The sequence below is a fragment of the Sphaerospermopsis sp. LEGE 08334 genome (genome assembly GCF_015207205.1).
In the GTDB taxonomy this organism is placed as follows: domain Bacteria; phylum Cyanobacteriota; class Cyanobacteriia; order Cyanobacteriales; family Nostocaceae; genus Sphaerospermopsis.
Genome location: NZ_JADEXH010000058.1, coordinates 1 through 26762 on the forward strand (window position 1 = coordinate 1; position 26762 = coordinate 26762).

26 protein-coding genes and 1 CRISPR repeat array are annotated in these 26762 nt (G+C 36.4%); of the genes, 14 read left to right on the forward strand and 12 right to left on the reverse strand.

All coding sequences use genetic code 11. The features are described 5' to 3' along the window. Positions 1 to 81: 81 nt before the first annotated feature. Positions 82 to 282, reverse strand: a complete 201-nt coding sequence (locus IQ237_RS23240; protein WP_194059412.1) for a hypothetical protein — start codon at positions 280 to 282, stop codon at positions 82 to 84. 284 nt (positions 283 to 566) lie between these two features. Further along, the gene (locus IQ237_RS23245) at positions 567 to 1151 is read right to left on the reverse strand and encodes a Uma2 family endonuclease (RefSeq protein ID WP_194059414.1); all 585 of its coding nucleotides are present in this window, start codon (positions 1149 to 1151) and stop codon (positions 567 to 569) included. A gap of 666 nt (positions 1152 to 1817) precedes the next feature. Between IQ237_RS23245 and IQ237_RS23250 the strand changes: the two genes are divergently transcribed. The 9 genes from IQ237_RS23250 (at position 1818) to hypB (ending at position 10454) form a co-directional block, all read left to right on the forward strand. After that, positions 1818 to 2228, forward strand: a complete 411-nt coding sequence (locus IQ237_RS23250) for a hypothetical protein (RefSeq protein ID WP_194059416.1) — start codon at positions 1818 to 1820, stop codon at positions 2226 to 2228. A gap of 309 nt (positions 2229 to 2537) precedes the next feature. Further along, positions 2538 to 3677: a hypothetical protein gene (locus IQ237_RS23255; protein WP_194059418.1), complete on the forward strand. Its 1140-nt coding sequence runs from the start codon at positions 2538 to 2540 to the stop codon at positions 3675 to 3677. A gap of 37 nt (positions 3678 to 3714) precedes the next feature. Then, positions 3715 to 6057: a carbamoyltransferase HypF gene (gene hypF / locus IQ237_RS23260; RefSeq protein ID WP_194059420.1), complete on the forward strand. Its 2343-nt coding sequence runs from the start codon at positions 3715 to 3717 to the stop codon at positions 6055 to 6057. Positions 6058 to 6176: 119 nt separating this feature from the next. Further along, positions 6177 to 6425 carry a HypC/HybG/HupF family hydrogenase formation chaperone gene (locus IQ237_RS23265; protein WP_096570872.1) on the forward strand — a complete coding sequence of 83 codons (249 nt, stop codon included), beginning with the start codon at positions 6177 to 6179 and terminating at the stop codon, positions 6423 to 6425. A 51-nt stretch (positions 6426 to 6476) separates the two neighbouring features. After that, complete coding sequence (gene hypD, locus IQ237_RS23270; RefSeq protein ID WP_194059422.1) at positions 6477 to 7628, forward strand: hydrogenase formation protein HypD; 1152 nt, start codon at positions 6477 to 6479, stop codon at positions 7626 to 7628. A gap of 106 nt (positions 7629 to 7734) precedes the next feature. Then, positions 7735 to 7950, forward strand: coding sequence for a 4-oxalocrotonate tautomerase family protein (locus IQ237_RS23275; protein ID WP_096570868.1), 216 nt, complete (start codon positions 7735 to 7737; stop codon positions 7948 to 7950). Positions 7951 to 8079: 129 nt separating this feature from the next. After that, positions 8080 to 9183, forward strand: coding sequence for a hydrogenase expression/formation protein HypE (gene hypE, locus IQ237_RS23280; protein ID WP_194059451.1), 1104 nt, complete (start codon positions 8080 to 8082; stop codon positions 9181 to 9183). A 93-nt stretch (positions 9184 to 9276) separates the two neighbouring features. Further along, the gene (hypA, locus tag IQ237_RS23285; RefSeq protein WP_194059452.1) at positions 9277 to 9618 is read left to right on the forward strand and encodes a hydrogenase maturation nickel metallochaperone HypA; all 342 of its coding nucleotides are present in this window, start codon (positions 9277 to 9279) and stop codon (positions 9616 to 9618) included. Next, entirely contained in the window at positions 9609 to 10454 is an 846-nt protein-coding gene (gene hypB / locus IQ237_RS23290; protein ID WP_194059424.1) for a hydrogenase nickel incorporation protein HypB, read from the forward strand. The genes hypA and hypB overlap by 10 nt, the downstream gene beginning before the upstream one ends. A gap of 49 nt (positions 10455 to 10503) precedes the next feature. Next, a CRISPR array of direct repeats spans positions 10504 to 11492; the repeat unit is 37 nt; unit sequence GTTTCAATCCTCAATTACCTTAATTAGTAATTGTCAC. 228 nt (positions 11493 to 11720) lie between these two features. Here hypB and cas7c read toward each other — a convergent pair. From cas7c to cas5c, 3 genes are all read right to left on the reverse strand, one after another. Then, positions 11721 to 12605: a type I-C CRISPR-associated protein Cas7/Csd2 gene (gene cas7c / locus IQ237_RS23295; RefSeq protein WP_194059426.1), complete on the reverse strand. Its 885-nt coding sequence runs from the start codon at positions 12603 to 12605 to the stop codon at positions 11721 to 11723. 185 nt (positions 12606 to 12790) lie between these two features. Beyond that, positions 12791 to 14446, reverse strand: coding sequence for a type I-C CRISPR-associated protein Cas8c/Csd1 (locus tag IQ237_RS23300; protein ID WP_194059427.1), 1656 nt, complete (start codon positions 14444 to 14446; stop codon positions 12791 to 12793). Further along, positions 14431 to 15096, reverse strand: coding sequence for a type I-C CRISPR-associated protein Cas5c (gene cas5c, locus IQ237_RS23305; protein WP_194059429.1), 666 nt, complete (start codon positions 15094 to 15096; stop codon positions 14431 to 14433). Before cas5c ends, IQ237_RS23300 begins: the two co-directional genes overlap by 16 nt. Before the next feature lie 38 nt (positions 15097 to 15134). Between cas5c and cas3 the strand changes: the two genes are divergently transcribed. Continuing rightward, a complete protein-coding gene (cas3, locus tag IQ237_RS23310) occupies positions 15135 to 17240 on the forward strand; it encodes a CRISPR-associated helicase Cas3' (RefSeq protein WP_194059431.1) in 2106 nt (701 codons plus the stop codon). A 508-nt stretch (positions 17241 to 17748) separates the two neighbouring features. On the opposite strand, the gene IQ237_RS23315 is transcribed toward cas3, so the two are convergent. Beyond that, positions 17749 to 18525 carry an ABC transporter permease gene (locus tag IQ237_RS23315; RefSeq protein ID WP_304944945.1) on the reverse strand — a complete coding sequence of 259 codons (777 nt, stop codon included), beginning with the start codon at positions 18523 to 18525 and terminating at the stop codon, positions 17749 to 17751. 377 nt (positions 18526 to 18902) lie between these two features. Here IQ237_RS23315 and IQ237_RS23320 point away from each other — a divergent pair, with 377 nt between their 5' ends. Next, entirely contained in the window at positions 18903 to 19976 is a 1074-nt protein-coding gene (locus IQ237_RS23320; RefSeq protein WP_194059434.1) for a glycosyltransferase family 4 protein, read from the forward strand. Positions 19977 to 20182: 206 nt separating this feature from the next. Further along, positions 20183 to 21331, forward strand: a complete 1149-nt coding sequence (locus IQ237_RS23325; protein ID WP_194059435.1) for an alanine--glyoxylate aminotransferase family protein — start codon at positions 20183 to 20185, stop codon at positions 21329 to 21331. 189 nt (positions 21332 to 21520) lie between these two features. Here the strand turns inward: IQ237_RS23325 and IQ237_RS23330 are convergent, their stop codons facing one another. The 5 genes from IQ237_RS23330 to IQ237_RS23350 form a co-directional block, all read right to left on the reverse strand. Next, entirely contained in the window at positions 21521 to 22078 is a 558-nt protein-coding gene (locus IQ237_RS23330; protein WP_194059461.1) for a CBS domain-containing protein, read from the reverse strand. A 164-nt stretch (positions 22079 to 22242) separates the two neighbouring features. After that, entirely contained in the window at positions 22243 to 22698 is a 456-nt protein-coding gene (locus IQ237_RS23335; protein WP_194059439.1) for a CBS domain-containing protein, read from the reverse strand. 11 nt (positions 22699 to 22709) lie between these two features. Next, complete coding sequence (locus IQ237_RS26940; protein WP_309225811.1) at positions 22710 to 23054, reverse strand: hypothetical protein; 345 nt, start codon at positions 23052 to 23054, stop codon at positions 22710 to 22712. A gap of 22 nt (positions 23055 to 23076) precedes the next feature. Then, the gene (gene trxA, locus IQ237_RS23345; protein WP_194059441.1) at positions 23077 to 23397 is read right to left on the reverse strand and encodes a thioredoxin; all 321 of its coding nucleotides are present in this window, start codon (positions 23395 to 23397) and stop codon (positions 23077 to 23079) included. 211 nt (positions 23398 to 23608) lie between these two features. Further along, positions 23609 to 24238 (reverse strand): adenylate kinase, encoded by a 630-nt coding sequence (locus IQ237_RS23350; RefSeq protein ID WP_194059443.1) that lies wholly within the window; start codon positions 24236 to 24238, stop codon positions 23609 to 23611. 105 nt (positions 24239 to 24343) lie between these two features. Here IQ237_RS23350 and IQ237_RS23355 point away from each other — a divergent pair, with 105 nt between their 5' ends. Both IQ237_RS23355 and IQ237_RS23360 read left to right on the forward strand, forming a co-directional pair. Then, a complete protein-coding gene (locus IQ237_RS23355) occupies positions 24344 to 24685 on the forward strand; it encodes a recombinase family protein (RefSeq protein WP_194059445.1) in 342 nt (113 codons plus the stop codon). Between the two features lie 276 nt (positions 24686 to 24961). Continuing rightward, on the forward strand, positions 24962 to 26149 hold the full coding sequence (locus IQ237_RS23360; RefSeq protein WP_194059447.1) for a CBS domain-containing protein: 1188 nt from the start codon (positions 24962 to 24964) through the stop codon (positions 26147 to 26149). A 183-nt stretch (positions 26150 to 26332) separates the two neighbouring features. Here IQ237_RS23360 and IQ237_RS23365 read toward each other — a convergent pair whose 3' ends face one another. Then, a complete protein-coding gene (locus tag IQ237_RS23365; RefSeq protein ID WP_194059449.1) occupies positions 26333 to 26635 on the reverse strand; it encodes a hypothetical protein in 303 nt (100 codons plus the stop codon). Positions 26636 to 26762: the final 127 nt, after the last annotated feature.

The window sequence follows — 26762 nt, forward strand, 5'->3', positions numbered from 1 at the left end:
TTGTATGTGTCAACAAATTAGTTATGTTCATTGGATGGAAGATATCATGAGATGTTAACATTTTCACCCTTAATAGGACTACTATAACTGAATATGTAAACTTTTGTAACGACATTCAACATTTCTGCTAGAAACATTACCTAAAAATTGACCAGTCTTAGGATTCAGTAAGAAGGCATTACTATCTAAATCAGATAAACTTTGAGCTATACTCATTGTATTTGTAATACCCAGAAAGCCTAAAACAAATGCAAAGACTAACGCCGCTTTTGTAAATTTCATAATACTTATTCTTGTATAAGAAATTAATCTGAGTTGTGGTTAAAGAATAAAACCCAGCTATAGTAATGGATTTGTTAGGTTTCACTGTAGTTGAATTAAACCTACTATTCAGATTTAATTCTATTTTAAAACCAGTATTATCCTAACGAAATACGTACTTATACGTATTTTTGAATAAAGACCATTGAATGTTGAAAGGTTAAATAGAGTTTATAAGGCAGAAAAATAGCTCAAATCAGACGAATTTTAGAAAGATGAAAGTAGAAGTTCCTACAATTTTCATCCTATCCTGTAATTTTTATCCCTGCTCTAAATTCCCGCAGCGCTTGAGCATGATTTTCTATATTAATACAACCCATCAATAAATCTACATCTAAACTCGGTAAAAGTTGCGATTTACTAACAGCTTCATATCCCTCATTTCCTAAACTATACAATAATAATTCATCATTCATCCAAAACCAAACTTCAGTAATTTGTAACCGTTTATATGCTTCCAGTTTATCAATTCCTCCACTACTAACAACTACCTCAATTACTAAATCAGGGCGTTTTCTATTTCGTCCTAATTCATAAGATTTATCACCTTCCTTTTTCACCTTTTTAAATTCATTTTCTAAAGTAACAGAACCAGTAGGAGTAAAATCTAATTCTAAAAATTCTAAATAAATTTCTAGTAAAGCTCCAATACGTTCTTTGATAGTTTCGTGTTTTTTCCCTGGCATTTTCTGAATCTCCAAAACTCCATCTAAAAAGGATAACCGTAACCCTGGGCGCTCGATTAGCTGTTCAACAGCTTTAAATTCTCTCCAGGTTAAGTCACTAATTAAAATTGGTTCTGCTTCTCGTTCGATAAGTGTAGTTATCATAATTTATCACCAAAATTTAGAGATTAATTAGAGATTGATTCGAGATTGAAGTTTGCTCAATAAGAGATTATATACAAATATCCTTTGATAATAATATCACACAAGTTTACAATATCAAAGGAAAATTTGATAAATTTAGTAACTTGCTGATTACCCTATCTGTGAATTTACCAGAAATGTAAAAATCGTAGTCTGGAAAACTACCCTTGATTATACCACAGTTCCAACCAGTAAACCTTTTTATAATGTCAGATCATCATTTTTCCAAATTCCAATATGTCAAAAGTATAATAAATGTAAAAAGAGAATTAAGCACCATCACAGATTTCTTAACATTCAACACTTCTGGGAGTTAAATCTCTCATACATCTAAGAATAAACTCCTCAATTATGTCATATTTTCTGGCTGAATCTTTTTGTAAAAACCAGATTTTTACTTCAATTACACCTAAGAGGATGTTTGAAAAGTTTTTAATGTATAAATAAACCCTTCTCCAAACCTCTCCCCGACGCGGGGAGAGGCTTTGAAACCCCCATTTCCTACAAGGGAATGGGGGAAGGGGGGTTAGGTTTCTAGAGATTATCGGTTTCATCTAATACTTTTCAAACAACCTCTAAGTATGGTAAATTTTTAGTAGGCAAAGAATAATCCAATTTACCCATATTATGAATTTCAAACGATGGCAGGAACTCAAGCAAATCCTCACTGAAGAAAAAGATTTGTCTAAAATCTGGTCATATTACATGGATCATTTTGCGGATCACCCCAAATTCATCAACCTGGGTCAACCTGCCCAGAATCAATATATTGATGCAGTTGTCAAAAAAACCTGTCAACAACTATTTGGTCAAAACGTCAAAATTACCAATTCTCTACTCATTTATATTCCCCGACATCAATTTTTCCACGGACCATTCCAAGCAGGCGGACGAATTGGTGGTGTGATTTTTTATGAGGATATCAAAGTCGGTTTAATGGCTGTTTCCGCACAGTTTCCCCCAACTAGCGAGGTGAAATATTCCCGGTTTACCGAAGTAATGGATCTATCACCACCAACAGGTAATGATTTAAATTGAAGCCTTCCTGACTGCCCCAACACCAAAATCATCATGTCTCACCAGGGGAAATGCATCTAAATTATCTTGACAAAATACCATGTTAGTGCATCATATTACTGCACCAATAGCGATGGTAACAATATCAATGAATTTATGTCTTTTTCATCTTAAAACCTAATATGGGATAAACCCAAAACGGGTTTTTACACTCAAACAACAACAGCAAACCAAATTGCCATTAAAACTACATCTTAGTATCATCAAATATTCTTAAATAAATAAACCCCAAAACTTCTCCTTCTCTTTGCGCCTCTGCGTGAAATAATAATGAACCCAATACCCCTCACTTCCCAAGCTGCAAAAATCATCTTAGGAAACCCTAACAAACCCGAACAAATAACCATACCCCTCGCACCCACACCCTCAACAATGTTCGGACCCCGTGCAGCTTGTTTACTATCACCAACTGGACCATTATGGGTGTCAGATACAGGACATCATCGGTTATTAGGATGGCGAAATTTACCTACAGAAGATAACCAACCGGCAGATTTAATTATTGGACAACCGGATTTTTTTAGTGAGGGACAAAACGCCAAAGGTACATCAGGAAAAAATACATTTAGCGTTCCTACTGGTATTTGTAAATATGGTGATGGTTTAGCGGTTGCTGATGCTTGGAACCATCGAGTTTTAATTTGGCATGATGTACCTGAAGATAGCAATATTCCCGCAGATTTAGTATTAGGTCAAAGTAATTTTACCGATAACGAACCTAACCGGGGAAGTCAACAACCAGCAGCTAATACTTTACATTGGCCTTATGGGATTTTATGTTATGAAAATAAGTTATTTGTCGCTGATACTGGAAATAGAAGATTATTAATTTGGAATAGTTTACCTACAGAAAATGGACAACCAGCGGATATAGTTTTGGGACAACCAGATATGATATCTCGTAATGAAAACGGTGGAGGTTCTCCTACTGCTGCTAGTATGCGTTGGTGTCATGATATCACGATTTGGAATGATAATTTAGTAGTGACAGATGCGGGTAATAATCGGGTGATGATTTGGGAAGGAATACCCACAGAAAATAATAGTCCTTGTGCGGTGGTTTTGGGTCAGAAAAATTTTAATTTTGTGGAATTAAATCAAGGTGTTTATTTTCCGAGTCGTAGTAGTTTAAGTATGCCCTATGGTGTAGATATTTGGGAAGATTATTTAATAGTTGCTGATACTGCTAATTCTCGTTTGTTAGGATGGAGGAAACGGGAAAATATTTTTTTGTTGCAGGGTGCGGATGCTGATGCGGTTTTTGGACAGGATAGTTTTACGAGTAAGAATGAAAATAAGAATTTTGGTTTACCAACTAGGGAAAGTTTAAATTGGTGTTACGGAATTAAGGTTTTTGGGGAAAATATGGTAATTTCTGATTCTGGGAATAATCGAGTTTTGATTTTTTAATTTTATTAATCTCACGCAAAGACGCAAAGGCGCAAAGATGATAAAAGAAGTAATTAGGGTTAAGGGTATTGTTCAAGGTGTGGGTTTTCGTCCTACTGTTTATCGGTTGGCGAAAGTTTGTGGTTTGAAGGGTGATGTTTGTAATGATGGGGAGGGGGTTTTAATTCGGGTTGCTGGTAGTGAGGAAAAAATTACTGAGTTTGTAGATAAATTATATCAAGAATGTCAACCTTTGGCGAGGATTAATGAGTTAATTATAAGTCCATATTTGGGTGATTTTGATGTTGATGATTTTGTGATTTCTCATAGTGTGAATACTGTGGTGAAAACGGAAATTTCTCCTGATGCGGCTACTTGTTCTCAATGTCAGAAAGAAATTTTTGATCCTTTTAGTCGTTATTTTCGTTATCCTTTTACAAACTGTACTCATTGCGGTCCGAGGTTAACTATTATTCGGGCTATTCCTTATGATAGAAATCATACGAGTATGGTTAAGTTTCCCATGTGTGGAGACTGTGAAAATGAATATCAAGATGTGGAAAATAGGCGTTTTCATGCCCAACCTGTGGCGTGTTTTAAGTGTGGTCCGAGTGCATGGTTAGAACGCGGTGATGGTAAAGCTGTTATTGCGGATATGTTTTCAATGTTGGATGATGTGGATGCGGTTTGTACTTTATTACAAAAGGGGGAAATTGTCGCTATTAAGGGTTTAGGGGGTTTTCATTTAGCTTGTGATGCTACTCAAGAAACTGCGGTGCAAAAGTTAAGAAAACGCAAAAAACGTTATCATAAACCTTTTGCTTTGATGGCTAGGGATATCAATATTATATCTGAATATTGTTATGTTTCTGATTTAGAAAAAACTTTATTAACCAGTCCTGCTGCACCTATTGTTTTATTAAATATTAAACCTGAAAAACAGGTAGCTATATCAGTTGCACCAGGACAAAATACTTTGGGTTTTATGTTACCTTATACGCCTTTACATCATTTAATTCTCAGAAGAATGAACCGCCCTATAGTTTTGACTAGCGGTAATATTTCTGATGAACCACAATGTATAAATAATGAAGATGCTAAAGAGAAGTTAGGGAAAATAGCAGATTATTTTTTATTACATAATCGGGATATTGTTAACCGGGTTGATGATTCAGTTGTTAGGGTTATTGATGATAAAATACAAACTCTCAGACGTGCGCGGGGATATGCACCAGCACCAATTATTTTACCATCTGGTTTTGAAAAATTCCCACCTATTTTAGCAATGGGTAGCGAGTTAAAAAATACCTTTTGTTTATTAAGAGAAGGTGAGGCGATTTTATCCCAACATTTAGGAGATTTGGAAAACGCTGCTGCTTTTAATGCTTATCAAGAAACATTGAATTTATATCTGAATTTATTTCAACATAAACCAGAAATAATTGCTATTGATAAACATCCAGAATATTTATCATCTAAACTCGGAAAAGAATTAGCAGTAAGTAACGAAATCAAAATCACAGAAATTCAACATCATCACGCCCATATAGCAGCTTGCATGGCAGAAAATAAAATACCATTAAATGCAAAACCAATCTTAGGAATAGCCTTTGATGGGTTAGGATATGGGGAAAATGGGACATTATGGGGAGGAGAATTTTTATTAGCTGACTATCAGAAATTTCAAAGATTAGCCACATTTAAACCTGTCGCCATGATAGGAGGAAAACAGGCAATTTATCAACCTTGGAGAAATACCTACGCCCACTTAAATAGTGCATTTAATTGGGAAGAAATTAAACAAAAGTATGCTGATTTAGAAATTATTAAATATCTAGAAAATAAACCATTAAAATTACTGAACCAAATGATAGAAAAAGATATTAACACACCCTTAGCATCATCAGTTGGGCGGTTATTTGATGCAGTAGCAGCAGCTATAGGTATTTGTCGCGAAGAATGCAGCTATGAAGGACAGGCAGCTATAGAAATGGAGACTATAGCTAATGTTAACATATTAAACAATCATGAAGAAACTATAAATTATCCCTTTAAATTTGAAAAATTAGATAAAATTTATTATATAGACCCTGCCCCGATGTGGGAGGGGATATTACAAGACCTCAAGCAGCAAATTTCACCATCAGAAATAGCTGCAAAATTTCACATAAGTTTAGCTATTGTCATCACAGAAATAGTTAAACAACTAACCCAAGAACACAAAATTAATCAAGTATCATTAACAGGAGGAGTATTTCAAAACCGGATACTGTTACAACAAACAACCAAACACTTAAAAAAACTAGGAATAGAAGTTTTCACCCATAGCATAGTACCAGCAAACGATGGGGGAATATCATTAGGACAAGCTGTTATTGCTGCTGCTAGATGTATGAGGTGACAGGTGACAGGTGACAGGTGACAGTTAAAAATAGAAAAAGATAGAAATTCAATAATTTGATTTTTATCTCATTCTAAACTAAAACCTCTGCGTTTCTTATAAAAAAGGAAAATAAAAAAATGTGTTTAGGAATACCAGGACAAATTGTAGAAATAACCAACCCAGAACATAAACTAGCGATGGTAAACGTCGGCGGAGTCAAACGTCAAATAAACATAGCTTGTATTGTTGATGAACAACACCCACCAGAAAAATGTATAGGAGACTGGGTACTCGTTCACGTTGGTTTTGCCATGAACAGAATAAACGAACAAGAAGCAGCAGAAACATTAAAACTTCTGCAAGAAATATCCCAAGCATACACATAAAAACTCTTTTCTTCCTTTGCGTCTTTGCGCCTTTGCGTGAGAAATAAAAATATGAAATATGTAAATGAATTTCGTAACCCAGAAAAAGCCCAAGCCTTACAAAAAGAAATAGAAAAACTCAGCCGCCAAATAGACAAACATTTAAAAATCATGGAAGTATGTGGCGGACATACCCATTCTATCTTTAAATACGGCATCGAAGAAATATTACCCAATAATATTGAACTAATTCATGGACCAGGTTGTCCAGTTTGCGTCATGCCCAAAGGTAGAATAGATGATGCGATCGCCCTATCACAAAACCCTCACATCATCTTAACAACCTTTGGCGATGCCATGCGCGTACCCGGTTCAAAAACCAGCCTCTTACAAGCAAAAGCCCAAGGCGCAGATATTAGAATGGTTTACTCCCCCTTGGATAGCTTAAAAATTGCCAAAGAAAACCCAAAAAAAGAGATAGTTTTCTTCGGTTTAGGCTTTGAAACCACCGCCCCCAGCACCGCTTTTACAGTCCTCCAAGCAGCCGCAGAAAATATTACTAACTTTAGTTTATTTGCGAATCATGTATTAGTAATTCCCGCATTACAAGCATTATTAGAAAATCCAGATTTACAACTTGATGGTTTTGTCGGTCCTGGTCATGTAAGTATGGTCATAGGAACAGAACCTTATGAATTTATAGCCCAAAAATATCATAAACCCATCGTTGTTTCTGGCTTTGAACCATTAGATATTTTCCAATCTATTTGGATGTTATTAAAACAAATAGTAGAAAATCGTTGTGAAGTTGAAAATCAATATAACCGCCTAGTTGAAAAAGCCGGAAATAAAAACGCATTAACAGCCATGAATCAAGTTTTTAAACCCCGTGAAAAATTTGCATGGCGTGGTTTAGGAGAAATACCCAATTCTGGTTTTCAAATACGCGAAGAATACGCCCAATTTGATGCCGAAGTTAAATTTGCTATTCCTAATTTAACAGTTCCCGATCATAAAGCCTGTAAATGTGGTGACATTCTCAAAGGAGTTTTGAAACCTTGGGAATGTAAAGTATTTGGCACAGCTTGTACACCAGAAAATCCCATTGGCGCTTGTATGGTTTCTTCCGAAGGTGCTTGTGCAGCTTATTATAAATATGGCAGACTAGCAACAATGGAGAAAAAAGCCAATCAACAAAATAAAACAGTTGCAAATGTTGGGTAAATTGTCATATAAAATCCCTGATTTAGATTAATAATTGTATTGATTTATAGAGAATATAAAAAAGAAGTCGGGGATCTTATAAGTTGTAGATTAAAGGTAAATTATTATGCCATTTGTAACTGTGCAAATTGCCAAAGGTCACTCTATAGAAAAGAAGCGGAAATTAGCCCAAGCTGTCACAGACGCTTTGGTTTCTGCTTTGGGTACAAAACCTGAATGGATCACTGTTCACATTGATGAATTTGAACGGGATAACTGGGCGGTTGGTGGTGTTTTACATTCCGATAAACACGCTGGAAGACATGAGGAAACTGGGAGGTAATTTGTAGGGTGCGTTGGCGTTATCGTAACGCACCAATTCTTTTTTTATAACCGCAAAGTACGCAAAGTACACAAAGGAAGAGAAGAAAGGTTTTTAAGTTAAGAAGTTTATAAGATGAAGATGTTTAATATGGAAGTTTACAATAATCAAGAAGTTAAAAATCCGCTATTTCAAAAAATTGAACAGGTGCGCCGTCGTGCTAATAAGGTGAAAGATACTCACATTAATTTATCTCATGGTAGCGGTGGTAAGGCTATGAGAGATTTGATTAATGATGTGTTTGTTAGTAGTTTTGATAATCCGATTTTATCACAGTTGGAAGATCAGGCGAGTTTTGATTTATCTCAACTTTCTCAGTTAGGAAATAGGTTAGCTTTCACTACTGATTCTTATGTAGTTGATCCTTTATTTTTCCCAGGTTCAGATATTGGGGAGTTGGCGGTTAATGGGACTATTAATGATTTAGCTGTGAGTGGTGCAAAGCCTTTATATCTCACTTGTAGTATGATTTTGGAGGAGGGTTTAGAGTTAGAAACTCTCAGAAAAGTTGTGTTGAGTATGCAAAATGCTGCCCAAAAAGCAGGGGTACAAATAGTGACGGGAGATACGAAAGTCGTCCATCGTGGTTGTGCTGATAAACTCTTTATTAATACTGCTGGTATTGGTATTATTCCTACAGGAATTGATATTTCTCCTCGAAATATTCAACCAGGTGATGTGGTAATTATTAACGGAGAAATTGGAAATCATGGTGCTGCCATTTTAATTGCGAGGGGAGAATTAGCATTAGAAACAGATATAGAAAGCGACTGTCAACCATTACATGAATTAGTTGCTGAAATTATTAATGTTTGTCCAGGAATTAAAGCTATGCGAGATGCAACGAGAGGAGGTTTAGCCACAGTATTAAATGAATTTGCCCAGACTGCAAATGTGGGAATTAGTATTAATGAAAAAGCCATTCCTGTACGAGAAGAAGTTAATGGAATGTGTGAAATTTTGGGTTTAGATCCTTTGTATTTAGCCAACGAAGGTAAATTAGTTATAATTGCACCCAAAGAAAAAGCCGATTTAATATTATCAACAATACAAAACCACCCAGCCGGAAAACAAGCAGCAATTATTGGTGAAATTCTGCCCCAACCCCCAGGAATAGTATTATTAAAAACCGCCTTTGGTGCAGAAAGAATAGTTGATATGTTAGTAGGTGATCAACTACCAAGAATATGTTAAAACTCCTCCTTCTCTCTGCGACTCTGCGCCTCTGCGTGATATAAAAAATCTTCCTTATTCTCTTTGCGTCTTTGCGTGAGAAAAAATCAAACCATGCACGAACTAGGAATAACCCAAAACATCATCGCTATCGTTAGCGAAAACGCCCAAAATAAAAAAGTCCAAAGAGTATTACTAGAAATTGGCAAACTCTCCGCCATTATGCCGGATGCCATTAAATTCTGCTTTGATATTTGCTCCCAAGGTACAATAGTACAAGGGGCAATATTAGAAATATTAGAAATACCAGGAATGGCAAGATGTCGCCAATGTGGTAATACATTTTATGTAGATAAACCATTTGGAATTTGTGAATGTGGTAGTGTAGAATTAGATTTAATAACAGGTCAAGAATTAAACATTAAAGAAATTGAGGTAGAAGAATTATGTGTGTAACCTGCGGCTGTTCAGATGATAACGAAACAACAATTACAAACATGGAAAACCAACATCATCACACTCACACTTTACCTGATGGGACAGTAATTACCCATTCCCATGATCATGAACATCACCATCATGATCATCAACATCATCACCATGAATTACCAGCAAATGTTCATGCCAAAATTCATAATACTACTATATCTTTAGAACAGGAAATTTTAGGTAAAAATAATTTATTAGCTGCTCAAAATCGAGGCTGGTTTAAAGGTAGAAATATCCTGGCTTTAAATTTAATGAGTTCTCCTGGTGCGGGTAAAACTACTTTATTAACTCGCACAATTAATGATTTAAAAGATCAGTTGAATATTAGCGTCATTGAAGGTGATCAAGAAACTACCAATGATGCGGAAAAAATTAAATCTACAGGCTGTAAAGTAGTGCAAATTAACACCGGCACAGGTTGTCATTTAGATGCTTCGATGATAGAAAAGGGTTTACAGGAACTTAACCCCCCATTAAATTCTGTGGTGATGATTGAAAATGTGGGTAATTTAGTTTGTCCAGCTTTATTTGACTTAGGTGAACAGGCTAAAGTTGTAATTTTGTCGGTGACGGAAGGGGAGGATAAACCAATTAAATATCCTCATATTTTCCGCGCTAGTGACATTATGATTATTACAAAAATTGATTTGTTACCCTATTTGCAGTTTGATGTAGAAAAATGTATTGAATATGCAAAACAGGTAAACCCAAAAATACAAATTTTTCAGGTTTCTGCTACTACTGGCGTGGGTTTAGATGAGTGGTATGGGTTTTTGTCATGTCAATCTGCAATTACTGTGTAATTTCTTATTGTGAAAATCATTATCTTTTAGTTTTGTTTCAATCCTTAATGTTTGAATCCTCAATTACCTTAATTAGTAATTGTCACAAAGTTGTGCATTTTACCAACGTACTAGTAATATGAATGTTTCAATCCTCAATTACCTTAATTAGTAATTGTCACTTGAGTTTCGATTAGCTTCTGTATTTGCCCCCTGTTTCAATCCTCAATTACCTTAATTAGTAATTGTCACTATTTTCTACCTGCTGTAACTCGGTAACTGGTGTTTCAATCCTCAATTACCTTAATTAGTAATTGTCACCTGGGATTACCCCCAATTGCTTGGCAACCTCTTTACAAGTTTCAATCCTCAATTACCTTAATTAGTAATTGTCACTAATTACTATTATTCATATATTCAATACGATAATCTGTTTCAATCCTCAATTACCTTAATTAGTAATTGTCACCATCCTTAACCACCCATCTATCACCAGATTCAGTTTCAATCCTCAATTACCTTAATTAGTAATTGTCACTTAGAAAAATATGGCATCGGTCAAGTTAAATCTTTTGTTTCAATCCTCAATTACCTTAATTAGTAATTGTCACGATTACCCGTCAATCACCAAAGGTTCTAAAGCAATGTTTCAATCCTCAATTACCTTAATTAGTAATTGTCACAAAGTCCCATAATTACCTACAGATTTGTTGTTTGTTTCAATCCTCAATTACCTTAATTAGTAATTGTCACTTGCTGGTTTATGTCTTGGCGCAATTTCCACTTATGTTTCAATCCTCAATTACCTTAATTAGTAATTGTCACTTCCATGAATTTGAAATGATCATGATTGGCGATCGCCCCGAAGTTTCAATCCTCAATTACCTTAATTAGTAATTGTCACTTGGGGTGCTTCAGTCTGAGTACATCAGTAATCTTGGTTTCAATCCTCAATTACCTTAATTAGTAATTGTCACAAGCATAGAGAATTTAAAGACAATTGAAGATGATAGGACTCAAAGGTTTCAATCCTCAATTACCTTAATTAGTAATTGTCACTGCCGATCGCGCAAACCCTTAGAAATAGGACATTTCCACAACGATTTGCGCGAACCCTGTCATAATACCCCATTCCAGAAAACAGCACAAGAACGAAAAACGCCGAAACCCTTACAGCGTAAGGTGCGCGGGTGGTTGACAACACCCAACGAATAAAAACTAGACAGTGCAAGAGTTTCCAGCTTAGTCATAATCACTCCGACTTAACACCCACCCATCCGCGCATTTTCAAGCCAACTTCGTCAAAGTCACACCATCAGGTAACACCTCATCCAAGTCAACCTGATAATCAGCAAAACTGCGGGGTACATCAACAGTAGACTTAATTTTAATTTGCAGTTTATCAAATAACTGATGAACAGGAGCATTACCATATTTACTGGCATGAGTAAAAACATACAAACCACGACAAGCCATAAAACCCCGTGCTGAAGAACGGTCAAACTCCCAAGCCTTAATCAAAGCTTGCCAAAATAAGTCTAAATCCCGTTCATTCACACAACCAGACTTTTCCGCCAAATGGGGATTATAAAAAACATAAGACCTATATAAACCATAGGGTAAAACCTCTTTTCTGCCCATAGTTTTATTATCCTTTTTTACACCATCTTTTTTTTCTTTTTCTTCCGTTGCAGCACAACGAGTAATACTCACAGATTGGGGAAAAACCGGATCAATACTACGAGAAAAACTGATTTGCACAGGTCCCCAAACTTGACCAGCTTTTAAACCAGTAGATAATACTGCACCAAACATTCTTAAATCATAAAAATTTTGTTGCATCCACTTAGCAACCTGTAATTGTTGTTCTGGAGTTCCTTCTTTTTGTGGTAAACCTACAGCATCATAAGCGCGACTGATTTTTTCATTTAATACGCTTCCTTCTTCCACAAATATTTTATATCTTTCTGGTGTTGTTTCATCCTTACCAAGCATCTCTACATAATTTCTCACCTTACGTTTTAAACAGGCATCTGTAACTAAACCTTGATTAGTTTGAGGGTCAATTCTTGGTTGATTTCCGGCATCAGGATCACCATTGGGATTACCATCCAAACAATCAAATAATAAAATTGCATCGTGTTTTTTAGTAGGGTCTAAATGTGCAGTCATGATTTTTGTTCCTTGTGATTTGTGGATAGTTTGAAGACTTAACCCCTAGCTTCTTCCCTACGAGGGAAGGGGGACAAGAATTAGATAAAAACTGGTTTTTAAAGCCTCTCTCCTGGTAGGAGAGAAGTTTGAAGAGAGGTTAACATTGAAAATTATTTGTTGGGTTTCACTTTGTTCAACCCAACCTACTCAGATTTTTCCTTACTTTTAAAAAACTCGGCTCTTTTTTGCCACCAACCTTGAAAAAACAAAGCCTGAGATTTTAAATCTAGCACTTCTGGCAATACAGAAATATCAAAGTTTTCAAATTCTTCAGCTAGTAACTTTTTGATGTATTTACTATTATCACTTTCTACATGATAATGAGTACAACCATGACAAAGCCGAGCAAAAACTTGAGTCGGTGTAGAAGATAAAGTCTTTAAACTACGCATAACATTAGTATTATCTTCACTCATATTTTGAGCTTTAACTTGTGATTGGTGCATTAAAAATGCAATTCTGCCTAAAGTGTAAGCAGTATCAAATTGAGGATCGCCTGTGGGATATTTCATATTGTTTGTGGCTAAATAAAGTAATAAACCTTGCAGTCTGGGAAAATATCGAGATTGTTTAGATTTAGATGGAAAGTCATTAAACACCTTTTCTTTACATATCCGATCAATGATTCTGTAAGCATATTCATCCGGTAATGTTTCACCTAAAAAAGCGGCTTTAATTAATGCTGTTGCTATCCTTTCTGTGTGTTCCTTACTAGGATTAAAAAAAGCACTATTACACAACATCCAAAGCGGACTAGGTGCTAAATTATTAAGTTGCTGACATTCGACAAACTGCTGAATAGAATCTTTGATTTTTTGGGTAGTAACTTCACTCCAACCACTAACGGAAATTCTCCCTTTATTACCTTTGAGAATCGCTAAATAAAATCTGCTAGATTTAATATCCTCCAAATTAAATTTTTTCGGACTATAGGGACTTGCAAAAATAGATTCAAAGGCAGGATTTTCCCATATTTCAGGATTAATACCTTCCCCATCTTCTTCTCCCCAATAAACAAAAACCTGCTCTCCTAATTTATAACGATTGGTGTCACTATTAAGTAAAAAATCTAAAGCTTTATGAAATCTAACAGCACTTTCAAAACCAATGGGAGCGTTAATATTTCCATCCCATCCGTGAGATTGATAAGCACTTTTATCAAAACTACTAATAGCAGCACCAGAAGTAGCAGCACCGGGAACACCTTTAACCATCATGGGCATTTTTCGCCCCATTGTTAAAGTCTGTTCACCTGTTAATAAACAAACTCCATTAACGGTATCTTGTTTACTGCCATAATAATTAAACCACCATTTTTGAACTACGGAAATTTTGGTGATTTGTTTACCTTCAAATAAAAACACAAATCTATCCCGACACCAATCTGTATTAGCTGCTTGTGGATAAATTTCTGTTAACTGGGCTGTAATTTTTTCTACAGTTGTATTAGTGATAAATTCATAAACTTCTTTAACTGCTTCGTGGTTAGTTTCTTGTAAACATCTTTCCAGAAGTTGTAAATACAGTTGATGCCGTTTTTCACCTCTATCACCAGCACCAAAAACATATTCTCCCCCATCATCAATTAATAATGGTTCATCACCATTACGCCGCAAATCTGGTACTAATATTTTTCTGCCAAATTTCGGTTTACCTTTGGTTGCTGCTGTTTCTAAAACTTGAAAACTACCTAAAGGTAAATTAATTTGCCAATGACAAAGACATTCACTAAATCCTATGGGTGTGAGTTGATTATCCTGTTCTAAAGCAATTCCTAATTGATTTAATTCTTGCAACATAACCGCCCATCTCGCATTATAAAGTGAGCAAATTCTGTAACTACATTTCCTTTGACAAAACCTTGAGCAGTACGCCAAGAAACTGTACCTTTTTGATCAGGTATAAAGTGCATTTTTTTAGGCATTAAACCTAAATCTATTTCCCCCTTTAACTCTGGTGCTGCTTGATCTTCTTCTGAAGGAACACCAAAATGGGCTATATATTCTCGACATCCAAAATATGGTTGTTTAAAACATTGCCCTTTTTCAATTCTCCGCTTTATTTGTGCTGCATATTTATTAGATAAATCTTCCTCTGTTTGTAAGTCAAAATTGAAATCAACAATGTAGGCCACATCATGCAATATGACATGATTTCTCTGAGCGCGATCGCCCACAGCAGTGTAACTCCCTATACCATCACTCTTCATCCAATCTTTAGCATTTCTATAGCTTTGTTTGGACTGCACCATGTTACGCTGGATGCTAAATGTATTAATTGGCTTTAGTACCGTGATGTGATTAATCTTGTATTTAATTTCTGGTTTCCAGAAAATAGACTCTAATACACCTACAGCCGCAGTAAAGGGAATTACCCTGTAACTGTGCGGTTCAGCTTTAAACTCCGGCCTTGTGAATAATGCCCATTCACCCCATAACTTTAACTGCATAAACTAGACTTAAAATTTTTCATCAATTATAACTACAAATGAAATACTTAGCAAGAATTACTACAGATTGTAAAGAACAACTACTAGCAGCACATTTACAGAATGTTGCGGAAATGTCTGCAAGTGCTGTACCGCAACAATTCCAAGCTGTAGCCAAATATGCTGGTTTATGGCATGATTTGGGTAAATATCAGCAAAAATGGCAGGAATACTTAAAAAATAACGGTAAGCGGGTTGTACATTCTCCCCACGGTGCTGTTTTAGCTTTACAAATATCTAAAAAAGAACCGCCAGCAATAGCTTATATCATCGCTGGCCATCATTCTGGTTTACCAGAAAGATTGAGATTAAGAGGTAGTGAGTATAAACAATTAGCAGCAGGTTTAGAGGAATGTTTAGAAATAGCTAGACAGGAAATAACTGATTTTATACCGCAAGAATTACCAGATATTAATTTACCTAAATTGCGGCGAGAATTTGCCATTAGGCGGCGAGAATTTGCCATTAGAATGTTATTTTCTGTCTTAGTTGATAATGACAGATTAGACGCTCGCAAATTTGAAAATATTGAAAATAAAGGTGAAAGCTCCATATATGTACAAGATTTGGAGCTTTCTGCATATAACAAAACGAGTTTCATTTCAAAGTTTCATTTCAATCCTCATTCCTTGTTTCCACAATCAGCAAATGCGATTAGTGAAGCTAGAAATGTCTTTGCCCAACATTGTATCAACAAAAGTGAATTACCCAAAGGAATTTTTAGATTAACAGGACCCTGTGGAATTGGTAAAACCATTGCTAGTGCGAGATTTGCCTATTTGCACAGTCAAAAACATCAAATGTCAGGAATAGTTTATGTCGGACCATTGAAAAGTATTATTGAACAAACTGCTGCCGTTTATCGGCAATTATTTGGAGAAAATGCAGTATTAGAACATCATTCAGGATATGAACCAAAATTAGAAGAAACCAAAGATTATAAATTGAATACCGACAGATGGGATCAACCCGTAATTGTCACCAGTGGAGTGCAATTTTATGAAAGTTTATTTGCTAATCATCCTACAAAATGCCGAAAATTACAAGGTTTAATTAATAAAGTTATCTTATTGGATGAATCTCAATCTATACCTAGTGATTTAGTCCGGCCAATATTAAATGTTTTGAATACATTAGTCACAGATTGGGGATGTACAATAGTTTTAATGAGTGCTACCCAACCAGCATTTCATAACCTTTATGAAGATGATTTAACCGATGTTGCTGATATTATCCCTGAAGCTGAAACTAAGAAAATATTTCAACAACTTAACCGTGTTAATTATCAATATATTGCTGATATTTGGGAATGGAAAAATTTAGTTGATAGCATTAAATCATCTAAATTAAATCAAGGCTTAATTATTGTTAATACCAAACAATTAGCCAGGGAAGGATATGAAATATTATCTGCCAAATTTCCCGATCATTGTTTTCATCTTAGTTCTATGATGTGTCCTGATCATCGTTCTCAAGTTTTGGACAAAGTGCGAAAATTATTAAAAGCTGAACAACCTTGTTTTTTAATTAGTACCCAAGTGATAGAAGCTGGTGTTGATGTAGATTTTCCCATAGTATACCGTCAACTTGCACCTTTAGATTCTATCATTCAAGCAGCAGGAAGATGTAACAGAGAAGGAAAGCAGGATCAAGGTAATGTAATCATTTTTAATATGTCATCTTCCAACCCACCGGGATATAAAGACGGAATAAGTATTACTAAAAAAATCTTAGAAAAATATGATATAAATGATGATATTTTATCTTTGATAAAGATTTACTTTAGTGATTTATTGAATCAGAATCATGATGGAGGTGTGGATATTCAAAAATTAAGAGAAAAGTATGATTTTCCTGAAGTTGCTAAAGCGGTGAAAGTAATTGATAATGAACATCAAATAGCGGTAGTAGTTAAATGGGGAGACAGTGAAAAATTAATTGTAGAAATGGAAAATAAAGAATATATTACAGAAACAGATTGGCGTAGATTACAAAAATTTACTGTGAATATTCCTAAGAACGATCAATATACAAATTATACTCAAATTGGTAAAATAGATGTTTGGATGGGAGATTACCAAGAAACGGGAATTAGGGTTTGTTGAAAAAGTCTTTTTGTGGGGATAAGGAATAGGGAATAGGTAAAGAATTTGCTCCTATCTTCCTAGTCCCCAATCCCCTCTACTGATGAATCTGCGTTGCTTTGAGCATATAATAGGTATTAGACATCTCCGAAAATTAAATATGCGTAACCTGAAACCCTTGGTAGGGACAATTCATGAATTGTCCCTACATCTTTTTCGGATTTTTCTGAGATGTCTAAGAGGATGTTTGAAAAGTATCAGAATTAATGGAGATCCCCCCAACCCCCCTTTTTAAGGGGGGCTAAATTCCTCAAAGTCCCCCTTTTTAAGGGGGATTTAGGGGGATCTGCGGGTGTCAAATCCCACACGAAAAAGTTTTCAAACAACCTCTAATAATCAACTGTGTCAACGCTAGGGGGTAACTTTGCAATGTTTCCCCAGTTGAGTTGTACCAGCGATTTTACCAAGTTCAGGATTGATTTCGCGATCGCAAATATTCTTTAAATAAGCAAATATTAGTCCTATATAATTATTTTTGGTTTTGTTTCTCTCCAGAAGCCCGAATTAATTCAGCTACAACTGCCACGGTAGCAGTAATAGAAATTAACATGATGCTAAGGGCATTAATATCTGGTTTAACTCCAGTTCTGATGCGGCTAAATATTTCCATTGGTAGGGTATTAGAACCGCTACCTGCTGTAAAACTGGAGATAAGAAAGTCATCTAAACTGAGGACGAAAGCTAGTAAGCAACCAGATATAATACCTGGCATTAATTGGGGTAAGACAACTTTTATAAAAGCTTGAATAGGGGTTGCACCTAAGTCTAGTGCAGCTTCTTCTAGGTGGGGATCGAGGTTATTAAGTCGGGATGATACTACTAAACCGATGTAGGCTAGGCAAAAAACTATATGTGCAGCTACAATTGTCCAGATGCTTAAAGGTATGGCAAAAGCAGCTAAACAAACAAGGGTAGAAACTGCGATCGCAATATCAGGAATTAATAATGGTAAATACGATATACCACGATACAATGTTTTCCCAGGAAAATTATAACGTGCCAACCCTACAGCCATCATAGTTCCCAAGACTGCGGAAACAGCAACTGCACTACAGGCTACTAGCAAACTGTTTTTTATAGCTGATAAAATGCGAGCATCTGTGAATAGTTTTTGATACCATTCTAGAGTGAATCCTTGCCAACTTGCGCTGTAAGGTGACTGGTTAAAGCTATAAAAGCCTAGTACCAGGATAGGCAGGTACATAAACACAAATACCAATATGGAAAAAACTACCTGCCATGTCATAGACTTTTTTTTACTTGGGTGAGGGATATTCATGTTTATATTTAGTTCTTAATTATCGTATTAGATTATATCATCGTCAGGAGTCAGGAGGTTTTTCATTATAAATGATGAATTATCAATTATCAATTATCAATTGATTAAAAAACGTACTTCTGTAGATCACTGCTACAAACAAATATTCTGACTCCTTGATCTCCTGACTCCTTAAAATTACTAATTTACCTCTAAAGTAGAGGAAAATATCCCTACCTAAGATAGACAAAAGATATCAAATATCCAGCATAAGATTGTGAAGTGAGTAACAGTATTAGGTTAATATTTACCAGTTTTTTTGTCAGTGATTTTTAAGTAAATTCTTAATTGTTAGGGGGTTAATAATGAGAATTGCCCAGGTTGCTCCACTGTGGGAGAGAGTACCACCTCCAGCTTATGGTGGAATAGAATTAGTCGTGGGTTTATTAACAGATGAATTAGTCAAAAGAGGACATGAAGTAACATTATTTGCATCAGGAGATTCTCTGACTCTGGCTAAGTTAGTATCAGTTCATCCACGGGCTTTAAGATTGGATAATACCGTCAAAGATTACAGTATTTATGAATTGCTAAATCTAGCTTCTGTTTATGAGCAATCCGCAGAATTTGATATTATTCATTCTCATGCAGGACACACACCTTTAGCATACACAAAGTTAGTAGAAACTCCCACAGTTCACACATTGCATGGTATTTTTACTTCTGACAACGAAAAAATCTTTAAATATGCCAAAAAACAGCCTTATGTGAGTATTTCTGATGCCCAAAGAGAACCCAGGTTAGGGTTAAATTATATATCAACAGTGTACAATGGAATTGATGTTAGTAGTTATGAGTTTTATCCTCAACCTTTAGATCCACCATATTTAGCATTCGTGGGCAGAATATCGCCAGAAAAAGGCACACATTTAGCAATTCAAATTGCCAAAAAAACTGGTTGGCAGTTGAAAATAGCAGGTAAGATAGATAGAGTGGATATAGAATATTTTGAGCAGGAAATTAAACCCCAGATTGATGGTAAGCAAATTCAATATTTAGGTGAAGCTAACCACGCAGAAAAAAATACTATCATGGGTTCTGCTTATGCAACTTTATTTCCTATTACTTGGAGAGAACCATTTGGTTTGGTAATGGTAGAATCAATGGCATCGGGTACACCTGTAATTGCGATGCGAATGGGTTCAACTCCCGAAGTAATTGCTGATAGAGAAACAGGTTTTCTTTGTAATAATATTCAGGAGTGTATTGAGGCTATTGAGCAAATAGAAAGATTAAACCGTTATGCTTGTAGGCGATATGTAGAAAACCATTTTAGTGTCAAACAAATGACTGATGGTTATGAAGCGGTTTATAAACAAATTATCACAGAGAAATTGGCTGAAGAGAATGGATATTTTCGTAATAGTTTAGTTTATTAAGTTCATTGTCAGAATTAAGGAGTCAGGAGTCAGTAGGGGCAAACCCCCTGTGGTTGCCCTCTGGAGTCAGGAGTCAGGAGGCAGGAGAATGGCTAAGGCCAGGCATTAGTGGAACTTTGGCTTTAGTGATACGCTATCGAAGAGCCAGAACTGAAGAGTAAAATTGGCTTGATAGCTATTAATTACCGTCTAGCCTCACAAAAATTATGACATCGACAATTTCTATCAACGACAGTCAAAAGTTACAACTTTCACCTTTAGAAGTTCCCAACCGTTTATTACTAGGTCCTGGTCCTTCTAACACCCATCCTGCGGTATTACAGGCTATGAATACCACACCTTTAGGGCATTTAGATCCGGCATTTTTAGCCTTAATGGATGAGATTCAATCTTTATTGCGCTACGTCTGGCAAACGGAAAACCCCCACACGATCGCCGTCAGTGGTACGGGTACAGCAGCGATGGAAGCTACCCTTGCTAACACTGTAGAACCGGGAGACGTAGTTTTAATTGGTGTTGTTGGTTACTTCGGTAATCGTTTGGTCGATATGGCGGGAAGATATGGCGCAGATGTACGCACTATTACGAAACCTTGGGGACAGGTATTTTCTGTAGATGAAATTAAAACAGCGTTAGAAACTCACAAACCGGCAATTTTAGCATTAGTTCATGCAGAAACCTCCACCGGCGCACGTCAACCTTTAGAAGATGTGGGTGAGTTGTGTCACAAACATGGAACTTTGTTATTAGTGGATACTGTCACCAGCTTGGGTGGTGTTCCCATTTTCTTAGATGAGTGGGGTGTGGACTTAGCTTATAGTTGCAGTCAAAAAGGTTTAGGTTGTTCTCCTGGTGCTTCTCCTTTTACCATGAGTCCCCGTGCAATGGAAAAGTTGCAGAAACGGGAGACTAAAGTTGCAAACTGGTATTTAGATATGTTGTTGTTAGGAAAATATTGGGGTAATGAACGCATATATCATCATACTGCACCGATTAATTTATATTATGGTTTGCGGGAAGCTTTGCGTTTAGTGGCGGAAGAAGGTTTAACAAATTGTTGGCAACGTCATCAAAAAAATGTTGAATATCTTTGGCAAAGATTAGAAGAAATTGGTTTAAAAATGCACGTTGCTAAGGAATATCGTTTACCAACTTTAACTACTGTTTGTATTCCTGATGGGGTAGATGGAAAAGCGGTAGCAAAGCAGTTATTACTAGAGCATAATATTGAAGTTGGTGGCGGCTTGGGAGAGTTAGCGGGTAAGGTTTGGCGTGTGGGTTTGATGGGTTTTAATAGTCGTCCTGAAAATGTGGATCGGTTGGTTGAGACTTTGCAGCAGGTTTTGGGTAAGTAGGGTGTTTAGGGTGGGCATTTTGCCCGCCAAGATCATGATTTTTTCACACCAAGATCCAAGGAAGGATACAAAGAGGAAAAACTTTTTGATCCCAGAATCCCTACCCTGATAGAGTAGGGAGGATATCAAATAAGTCAAATAATTGAGCAGATGCGATCGCCTGGAGTGATATCACATCTGATTCAATAGTTAAGACTCCATCTTTTCCTTGACTAACCGCTGATCAGATGCCACTGCCAGTAGTTCTTCTACAATATCCCAAGCTGCTGCACATTCACGAGAAGTATCTCCTTTCACTGCACAAATTCTTCTAGCTTCTTCCCGTGCAGCTTCTATTTCATCCTCAATAAATATGGGTTTTGGATTATCAAACAAATCACTTTTTCTGAGGATATCAGTAATTGATATAATTCCTAACAACTTACCTTTAATTACGGGAGCGCGACGAATACGTGTATTGGCAAACAAACGCGCTACATACTCTACACCAAGCTCAGGATTAACTACAATACAAGGCTTGGTCATAATCTCGTAAACTCGCACTTGTTTGGAGTCTTTACCATAAGCGGCAACTTTATAGACGATATCAGTTTCTGTTACCATGCCATAGGGATCGTTTTCTGTGCGTGGTTCCACAACTAAAGAACGTAATCCTTTGTATTTCATCAAATCCACGGCTTCTGCTACTGTTGCTGAACCACGAATTGTAATCACTTCTGTGGTCATTATGTCTTCTGCTTTCATCATATTTTTATAATTTCCTGTCAATAGTTGGTTGGAAAAATTGTTCGGTTTAATTTGCGGATGTTGATGATTTTTTTCACTCATTCCTTAGATGTTTTCAGATTTTGATCTTTGGTAAATGAGTGTAGTTACCTGTGCAAAAAATACAAAAAAATGAATTTTGACGTTTAATCTTCGTAAATTCTTGCCTCTGGAGCGTCAGGAAATTCTTCACAATACATTTCAAAAGTGCTTTTGGGATTTTCCACAAAGTCACTTTTTCTGAGGATATCAGTAATTGATATAATTCCTAACAATTTACCTTTAATTACAGGAGCGCGACGAATACCTGTATTGGCAAACAAACGCGCTACATACTCTACACCAAGCTCAGGATTGACTACAACACAAGGCTTGGTCATAATTTCATAAACTCGCACTTGTTTAGGGTCTTTGCCATAGGCACCAACATTGTAAACAATGTCAGTTTCTGTGACTATGCCATAGGGGTCGTTGTCTGTGCGTGGTTCGACAACGATAGAGCGCAGTTTCTTATCTTTCATCAGTTTTACTGCTTCTGCTACTGTTGCTGAACCACGAATTGTTACCACTTTTGTGGTCATTATATCTTCAGCCTTCATCATGGTTGAAATCCTTAAAGCAATGAGTATGAATCTGTGGGATTTTGATTTGGTAAATGTTTAAAAATGAGGCTGAATAAAGTACACTCTCTGATCACTAGCATTTGCTCCTCACGAATCTCCGAAGGAGTATTAGATGTGGTAGAAGGTTTAAAACTGCTTGGTATTCCAGGTGCGTAAGCTTCAATTACACTTCCATCCAGAGAGCGCATCACCATCAGGTAGTCACAAACTAGACACTCTGTACGGATAATTTGATTAGCTAAACAATGAGTGTGAGTTAGGTGTTCATCAGTTGCAAACTGACGCTGTGCCTCACTACCGCAATTAGGACATCGAACTATCTGCGCTCTCTGCATAAAGCAATTGCCTCAATAATGGTTAAAGTATATTGGTTACAGCTGCGCTGAATTTTTCATAAGGAGCTATACCAACAATTGTTTCCAATAAGTCACCGTTCTTGAAAAACATAACTGCGGGAATACTGCGGATACCTAATTGTTTGGCAACATTTGGATTTTCACCCACGTCTATTTTGACTACTTTGGCAAGACCTGTGTATTCATCAGCGAGTTTATCCATTAAAGGACTAACCATTTTACAAGGTCCGCACCAAGTCGCTGTGCAGTCTAGTACAACTATTTCGTTATCACTTAATAGTGATTTGAACTCTGTTTCCTGGATATATTCAACTGTTGTCATATCAACTCCTTTTTTAATCTTTTTCAATTTTTAGTGGTGATTGTGAAAGGGAAAACAGTAAAAGATAAGGTGGGATGGCAATGAGTTAATTTCTCTATTGAGAAAAAGCTGAGATCAGAATTGCTGTAACCTTGATGAAATAAAAGTTTCAGTCTTTTAATTTTTCTTTGCTTACGCATAAAATACTCATTTTTTCTGCTTTGTTTTGATGTTAGTCCGATAAAATTTGTGGCTCTTGGTTTATTAGTCTTTTGCTAGTATTCACAGTTTTTTGGTGAATTGTTAAACTCAAATCAGAAAAAGAACTTTGTAAAAAATGAGTCACTATTTCCACAGGGCGATCGCCATTAATCACTGTTAAACATCCTTGCTGGCGATAATGCTGAATCACGGGTGCAGTCTGCTCTTGATAAACTTCTATTCGCTTATAAATAAGTTCAGGGTGGTCATCTGAACGCCCCCTTTGTCGCCACCTTTGTACCAAAACATCTGTTGGCACATAAAAACTGAAAACTCGGTTATAAGACTGTCCTAAAGTTGCTAATAGTTGATCAAGAAACTGAGCCTGGGATAAATTACCGGGAAATCCATCTAATATCCAACCTCGTTGAGTAGATGGAGTAGTTAAGCGTTGGCGGATGAGATCAAAAATTAAATAGTCTGGAACCAATTCACTTTTTTCTACATACGCTTTTGCTTTCAAGCCTAAAGCAGTTTGATTAGCGATCGCCTGACGTAATATTTCACCAGTGGAAATATGCGGAATTTGCCATTGGCTGGACAGTATTGCCCCTTGTGTACCTTTGCCACTACCCGGCACTCCTAGCAAAATCAATCGCATTCCAACACCCCCTATCTTGAAAAGCCTGAAAAATCTGACTCATTTACCAGCAATCACCAGTAATTGATGTACCATGTTGACAAAGGTAATTAAATCCTGAAAACAATGGCTGCTGAAGAATCGAAAGATCACTCCCTGTGGGAAAAACTCAACCAAGCCCGGAAAGCAAAAGCTGCCAGTGGCGGCTATGCTGGCTATGGTTCACCCGCTTTTGGTCAGCAATCAGTTAATGGTGAATTAGTAGACAATCCCGCTGAACAACAGATTATTGAATTAATTCGCCGTCATCACAAGTCAGGAAAATCACTACCACAAATTGCTGCTTGGCTCAATCAGCAAGGATATACCACCAAGCGAGGACATCAGTGGCAACCTGTGTCCGTGAAAAGGGTTTTAGACAGGCTTTATGGCAAAATGCAACGAATTTCTGGCATGGGTGAGGACTGATGTAGATATTGCCTCTCAATAGAGCCATATACCTCATATCTCTTCCTTTTCCTCTCCAGTTATCTGGCAATCTGCCCTTAGATATCCAAGTTTAAATCTTTAACGGTAATTTACCTTTTACAGCTTATAGCCTTTATATAGCAAGCTTTTCTCCCATTTATCTTTTACATCTCTCGTATTATACATATATTTTGCAGAATTTAATATATTTATTGCTAATAAATTTACAAAACTTCATAATTAGTTTTACCATTTATAATCTAGACCGAATAATCTATGCAAATTGATGATCCACTCATTGGCGTTCCCTGCCTGGAAGATGCAATAGATAAGCAACCACTGGTGGTTGCACCCCATACTTCCCTGATAGAAGTTGTAAATTTAATGAATCAGACACGAGGTAATAGTTGCTTATTACCGGATTTTGATGCAGGAATTACCTTTAATTCCATGCAAGGTACACGCTCCAGCTGTGTACTAGTCATGGAAGGGAGGGAATTATTAGGTATTTTCACAGAACGAGACATTGTGAGATTTACGGCTGCGGGTACGAATTTTGCTAGGGTAAAAATAGCTGATGTCATGGCGCATCCAGTAATTACCCTGTCAGAAACTGCATTTAAGGACATCTTTGCCGCACTGTTTTTATTTCGTCGGTATCGTATTCGCCATTTGGTAATCGTCAATGAACACAAAGAGGTATTAGGAATTATTTCCCCAGAAAGTATTAGACAAATTTTACGCCCCACAAACCTACTAAAAATGAGGCGAGTGTCAGAGGTAATGACAACCCAGGTAATCCATGCACCACCAACAACTTCTGTACTCACCTTGGCGCAGATGATGGCAACTCATAAAGTGAGTTGTATAGTCATAACCAAAACAGACTCCTGGAATAATATTCTGCACGCTGTTAAGCCTGTAGGCATTGTTACCGAAAGAGACATTGTACAATTTCAAGCATTGGGGTTAAATTTAGGTCAAATTGAGGCAAGAACAGTGATGAGTACACCCTTGTTTTTGCTAACTCCAGAAGATTCCCTATGGTCAGCCCATCAAGAAATGCAGCAGCGGCGAGTACAACGATTAGTTGTATCCTGGGATTGGGGATCAAAGTTAGGAATAGTGACTCAAACCAGCTTGTTGCGGATATTTGATCCCTTAGAAATGTATGGAGTCATAGAAACTTTACAGCGAAATGTAGCGCAATTACAAGCTGAGAAAGCAGAATATCTCAGTAACCAAACTAATTCCCCAGAATCACCTCAACAACCAGATTGGCAAATACAACCACAACATCCTGTTCCCAAGGAAAACTTAAATACCCTGATTTCTCTGTTGGAAAGCAGGATAGAACATTTGATCAAAAACCCGAATCTATCCACAGAATTACAGCAAATGTATTTAAATTTAGCAATAACGGACATTGACAAAATGCGCCATTGCCATCGTTCATCGACATAACTCCTCAATACCCTGTTCATCCTCAATACTCTGTTCACTGGCATGAATAGAATTTTCAATTCTGTTTGATCTTATACTATTTTAAAATTTTGTAGTCGTTATACTCAATACTAAGGTTCTACCTGGGAATTGATGAAGTGGCAAAACAAACCACTTCATTTTTATTGTGAAAATGGTGAATTTTCAATCATTAACTAATTCATCGTGCCATTTTTCCCGTTTTGGGCGTTTCTCTATTTCTCTCACTTCACTGTCATTCATTCTATCTATATACCAAGTTCCCCATTTTAAAGCTTTTTGTCTTTCTAAATGGTCAATAAATTGAATTATGGGTTGATCTAGGTCAATAGGAGATTTTAAATTAAACTGAATAGTTTGAAAAATTTTGTTGTCGTCTTTGATAAAGTCTTCAGCCACAAATTTACTCAGCCATAAAACCAAGCGATTGTGTAATCTACCGAAAATACCCAAACGTTTTTTAGTCATTAGACATATCCGAAAAAGAATCAAATTATGGTATAACAGGATAAAATCGTGTACCTACCCTGAGATTATGAGCAACATAGTTGAGTACATTCATAACAATCCTGAAGAATCACAACGGTTATTAGGG

What these genes read in the sequence shown, in the direction of transcription:
- IQ237_RS23240 (WP_194059412.1), bottom strand. Translation starts at nt 282, where the DNA reads ATGAAATTTACAAAAGCGGCGTTAGTCTTTGCATTTGTTTTAGGCTTT.
- IQ237_RS23245 (WP_194059414.1), bottom strand. Translation starts at nt 1,151, where the DNA reads ATGATAACTACACTTATCGAACGAGAAGCAGAACCAATTTTAATTAGT.
- IQ237_RS23250 (WP_194059416.1), top strand. Translation starts at nt 1,818, where the DNA reads ATGAATTTCAAACGATGGCAGGAACTCAAGCAAATCCTCACTGAAGAA.
- IQ237_RS23255 (WP_194059418.1), top strand. Translation starts at nt 2,538, where the DNA reads ATGAACCCAATACCCCTCACTTCCCAAGCTGCAAAAATCATCTTAGGA.
- hypF (WP_194059420.1), top strand. Translation starts at nt 3,715, where the DNA reads ATGATAAAAGAAGTAATTAGGGTTAAGGGTATTGTTCAAGGTGTGGGT.
- IQ237_RS23265 (WP_096570872.1), top strand. Translation starts at nt 6,177, where the DNA reads ATGTGTTTAGGAATACCAGGACAAATTGTAGAAATAACCAACCCAGAA.
- hypD (WP_194059422.1), top strand. Translation starts at nt 6,477, where the DNA reads ATGAAATATGTAAATGAATTTCGTAACCCAGAAAAAGCCCAAGCCTTA.
- IQ237_RS23275 (WP_096570868.1), top strand. Translation starts at nt 7,735, where the DNA reads ATGCCATTTGTAACTGTGCAAATTGCCAAAGGTCACTCTATAGAAAAG.
- hypE (WP_194059451.1), top strand. Translation starts at nt 8,080, where the DNA reads ATGGAAGTTTACAATAATCAAGAAGTTAAAAATCCGCTATTTCAAAAA.
- hypA (WP_194059452.1), top strand. Translation starts at nt 9,277, where the DNA reads ATGCACGAACTAGGAATAACCCAAAACATCATCGCTATCGTTAGCGAA.
- hypB (WP_194059424.1), top strand. Translation starts at nt 9,609, where the DNA reads ATGTGTGTAACCTGCGGCTGTTCAGATGATAACGAAACAACAATTACA.
- cas7c (WP_194059426.1), bottom strand. Translation starts at nt 12,605, where the DNA reads ATGACTGCACATTTAGACCCTACTAAAAAACACGATGCAATTTTATTA.
- IQ237_RS23300 (WP_194059427.1), bottom strand. Translation starts at nt 14,446, where the DNA reads ATGTTGCAAGAATTAAATCAATTAGGAATTGCTTTAGAACAGGATAAT.
- cas5c (WP_194059429.1), bottom strand. Translation starts at nt 15,096, where the DNA reads ATGCAGTTAAAGTTATGGGGTGAATGGGCATTATTCACAAGGCCGGAG.
- cas3 (WP_194059431.1), top strand. Translation starts at nt 15,135, where the DNA reads ATGAAATACTTAGCAAGAATTACTACAGATTGTAAAGAACAACTACTA.
- IQ237_RS23315 (WP_304944945.1), bottom strand. Translation starts at nt 18,525, where the DNA reads ATGACATGGCAGGTAGTTTTTTCCATATTGGTATTTGTGTTTATGTAC.
- IQ237_RS23320 (WP_194059434.1), top strand. Translation starts at nt 18,903, where the DNA reads ATGAGAATTGCCCAGGTTGCTCCACTGTGGGAGAGAGTACCACCTCCA.
- IQ237_RS23325 (WP_194059435.1), top strand. Translation starts at nt 20,183, where the DNA reads ATGACATCGACAATTTCTATCAACGACAGTCAAAAGTTACAACTTTCA.
- IQ237_RS23330 (WP_194059461.1), bottom strand. Translation starts at nt 22,078, where the DNA reads ATGATGAAAGCAGAAGACATAATGACCACAGAAGTGATTACAATTCGT.
- IQ237_RS23335 (WP_194059439.1), bottom strand. Translation starts at nt 22,698, where the DNA reads ATGATGAAGGCTGAAGATATAATGACCACAAAAGTGGTAACAATTCGT.
- IQ237_RS26940 (WP_309225811.1), bottom strand. Translation starts at nt 23,054, where the DNA reads ATGCAGAGAGCGCAGATAGTTCGATGTCCTAATTGCGGTAGTGAGGCA.
- trxA (WP_194059441.1), bottom strand. Translation starts at nt 23,397, where the DNA reads ATGACAACAGTTGAATATATCCAGGAAACAGAGTTCAAATCACTATTA.
- IQ237_RS23350 (WP_194059443.1), bottom strand. Translation starts at nt 24,238, where the DNA reads ATGCGATTGATTTTGCTAGGAGTGCCGGGTAGTGGCAAAGGTACACAA.
- IQ237_RS23355 (WP_194059445.1), top strand. Translation starts at nt 24,344, where the DNA reads ATGGCTGCTGAAGAATCGAAAGATCACTCCCTGTGGGAAAAACTCAAC.
- IQ237_RS23360 (WP_194059447.1), top strand. Translation starts at nt 24,962, where the DNA reads ATGCAAATTGATGATCCACTCATTGGCGTTCCCTGCCTGGAAGATGCA.
- IQ237_RS23365 (WP_194059449.1), bottom strand. Translation starts at nt 26,635, where the DNA reads ATGACTAAAAAACGTTTGGGTATTTTCGGTAGATTACACAATCGCTTG.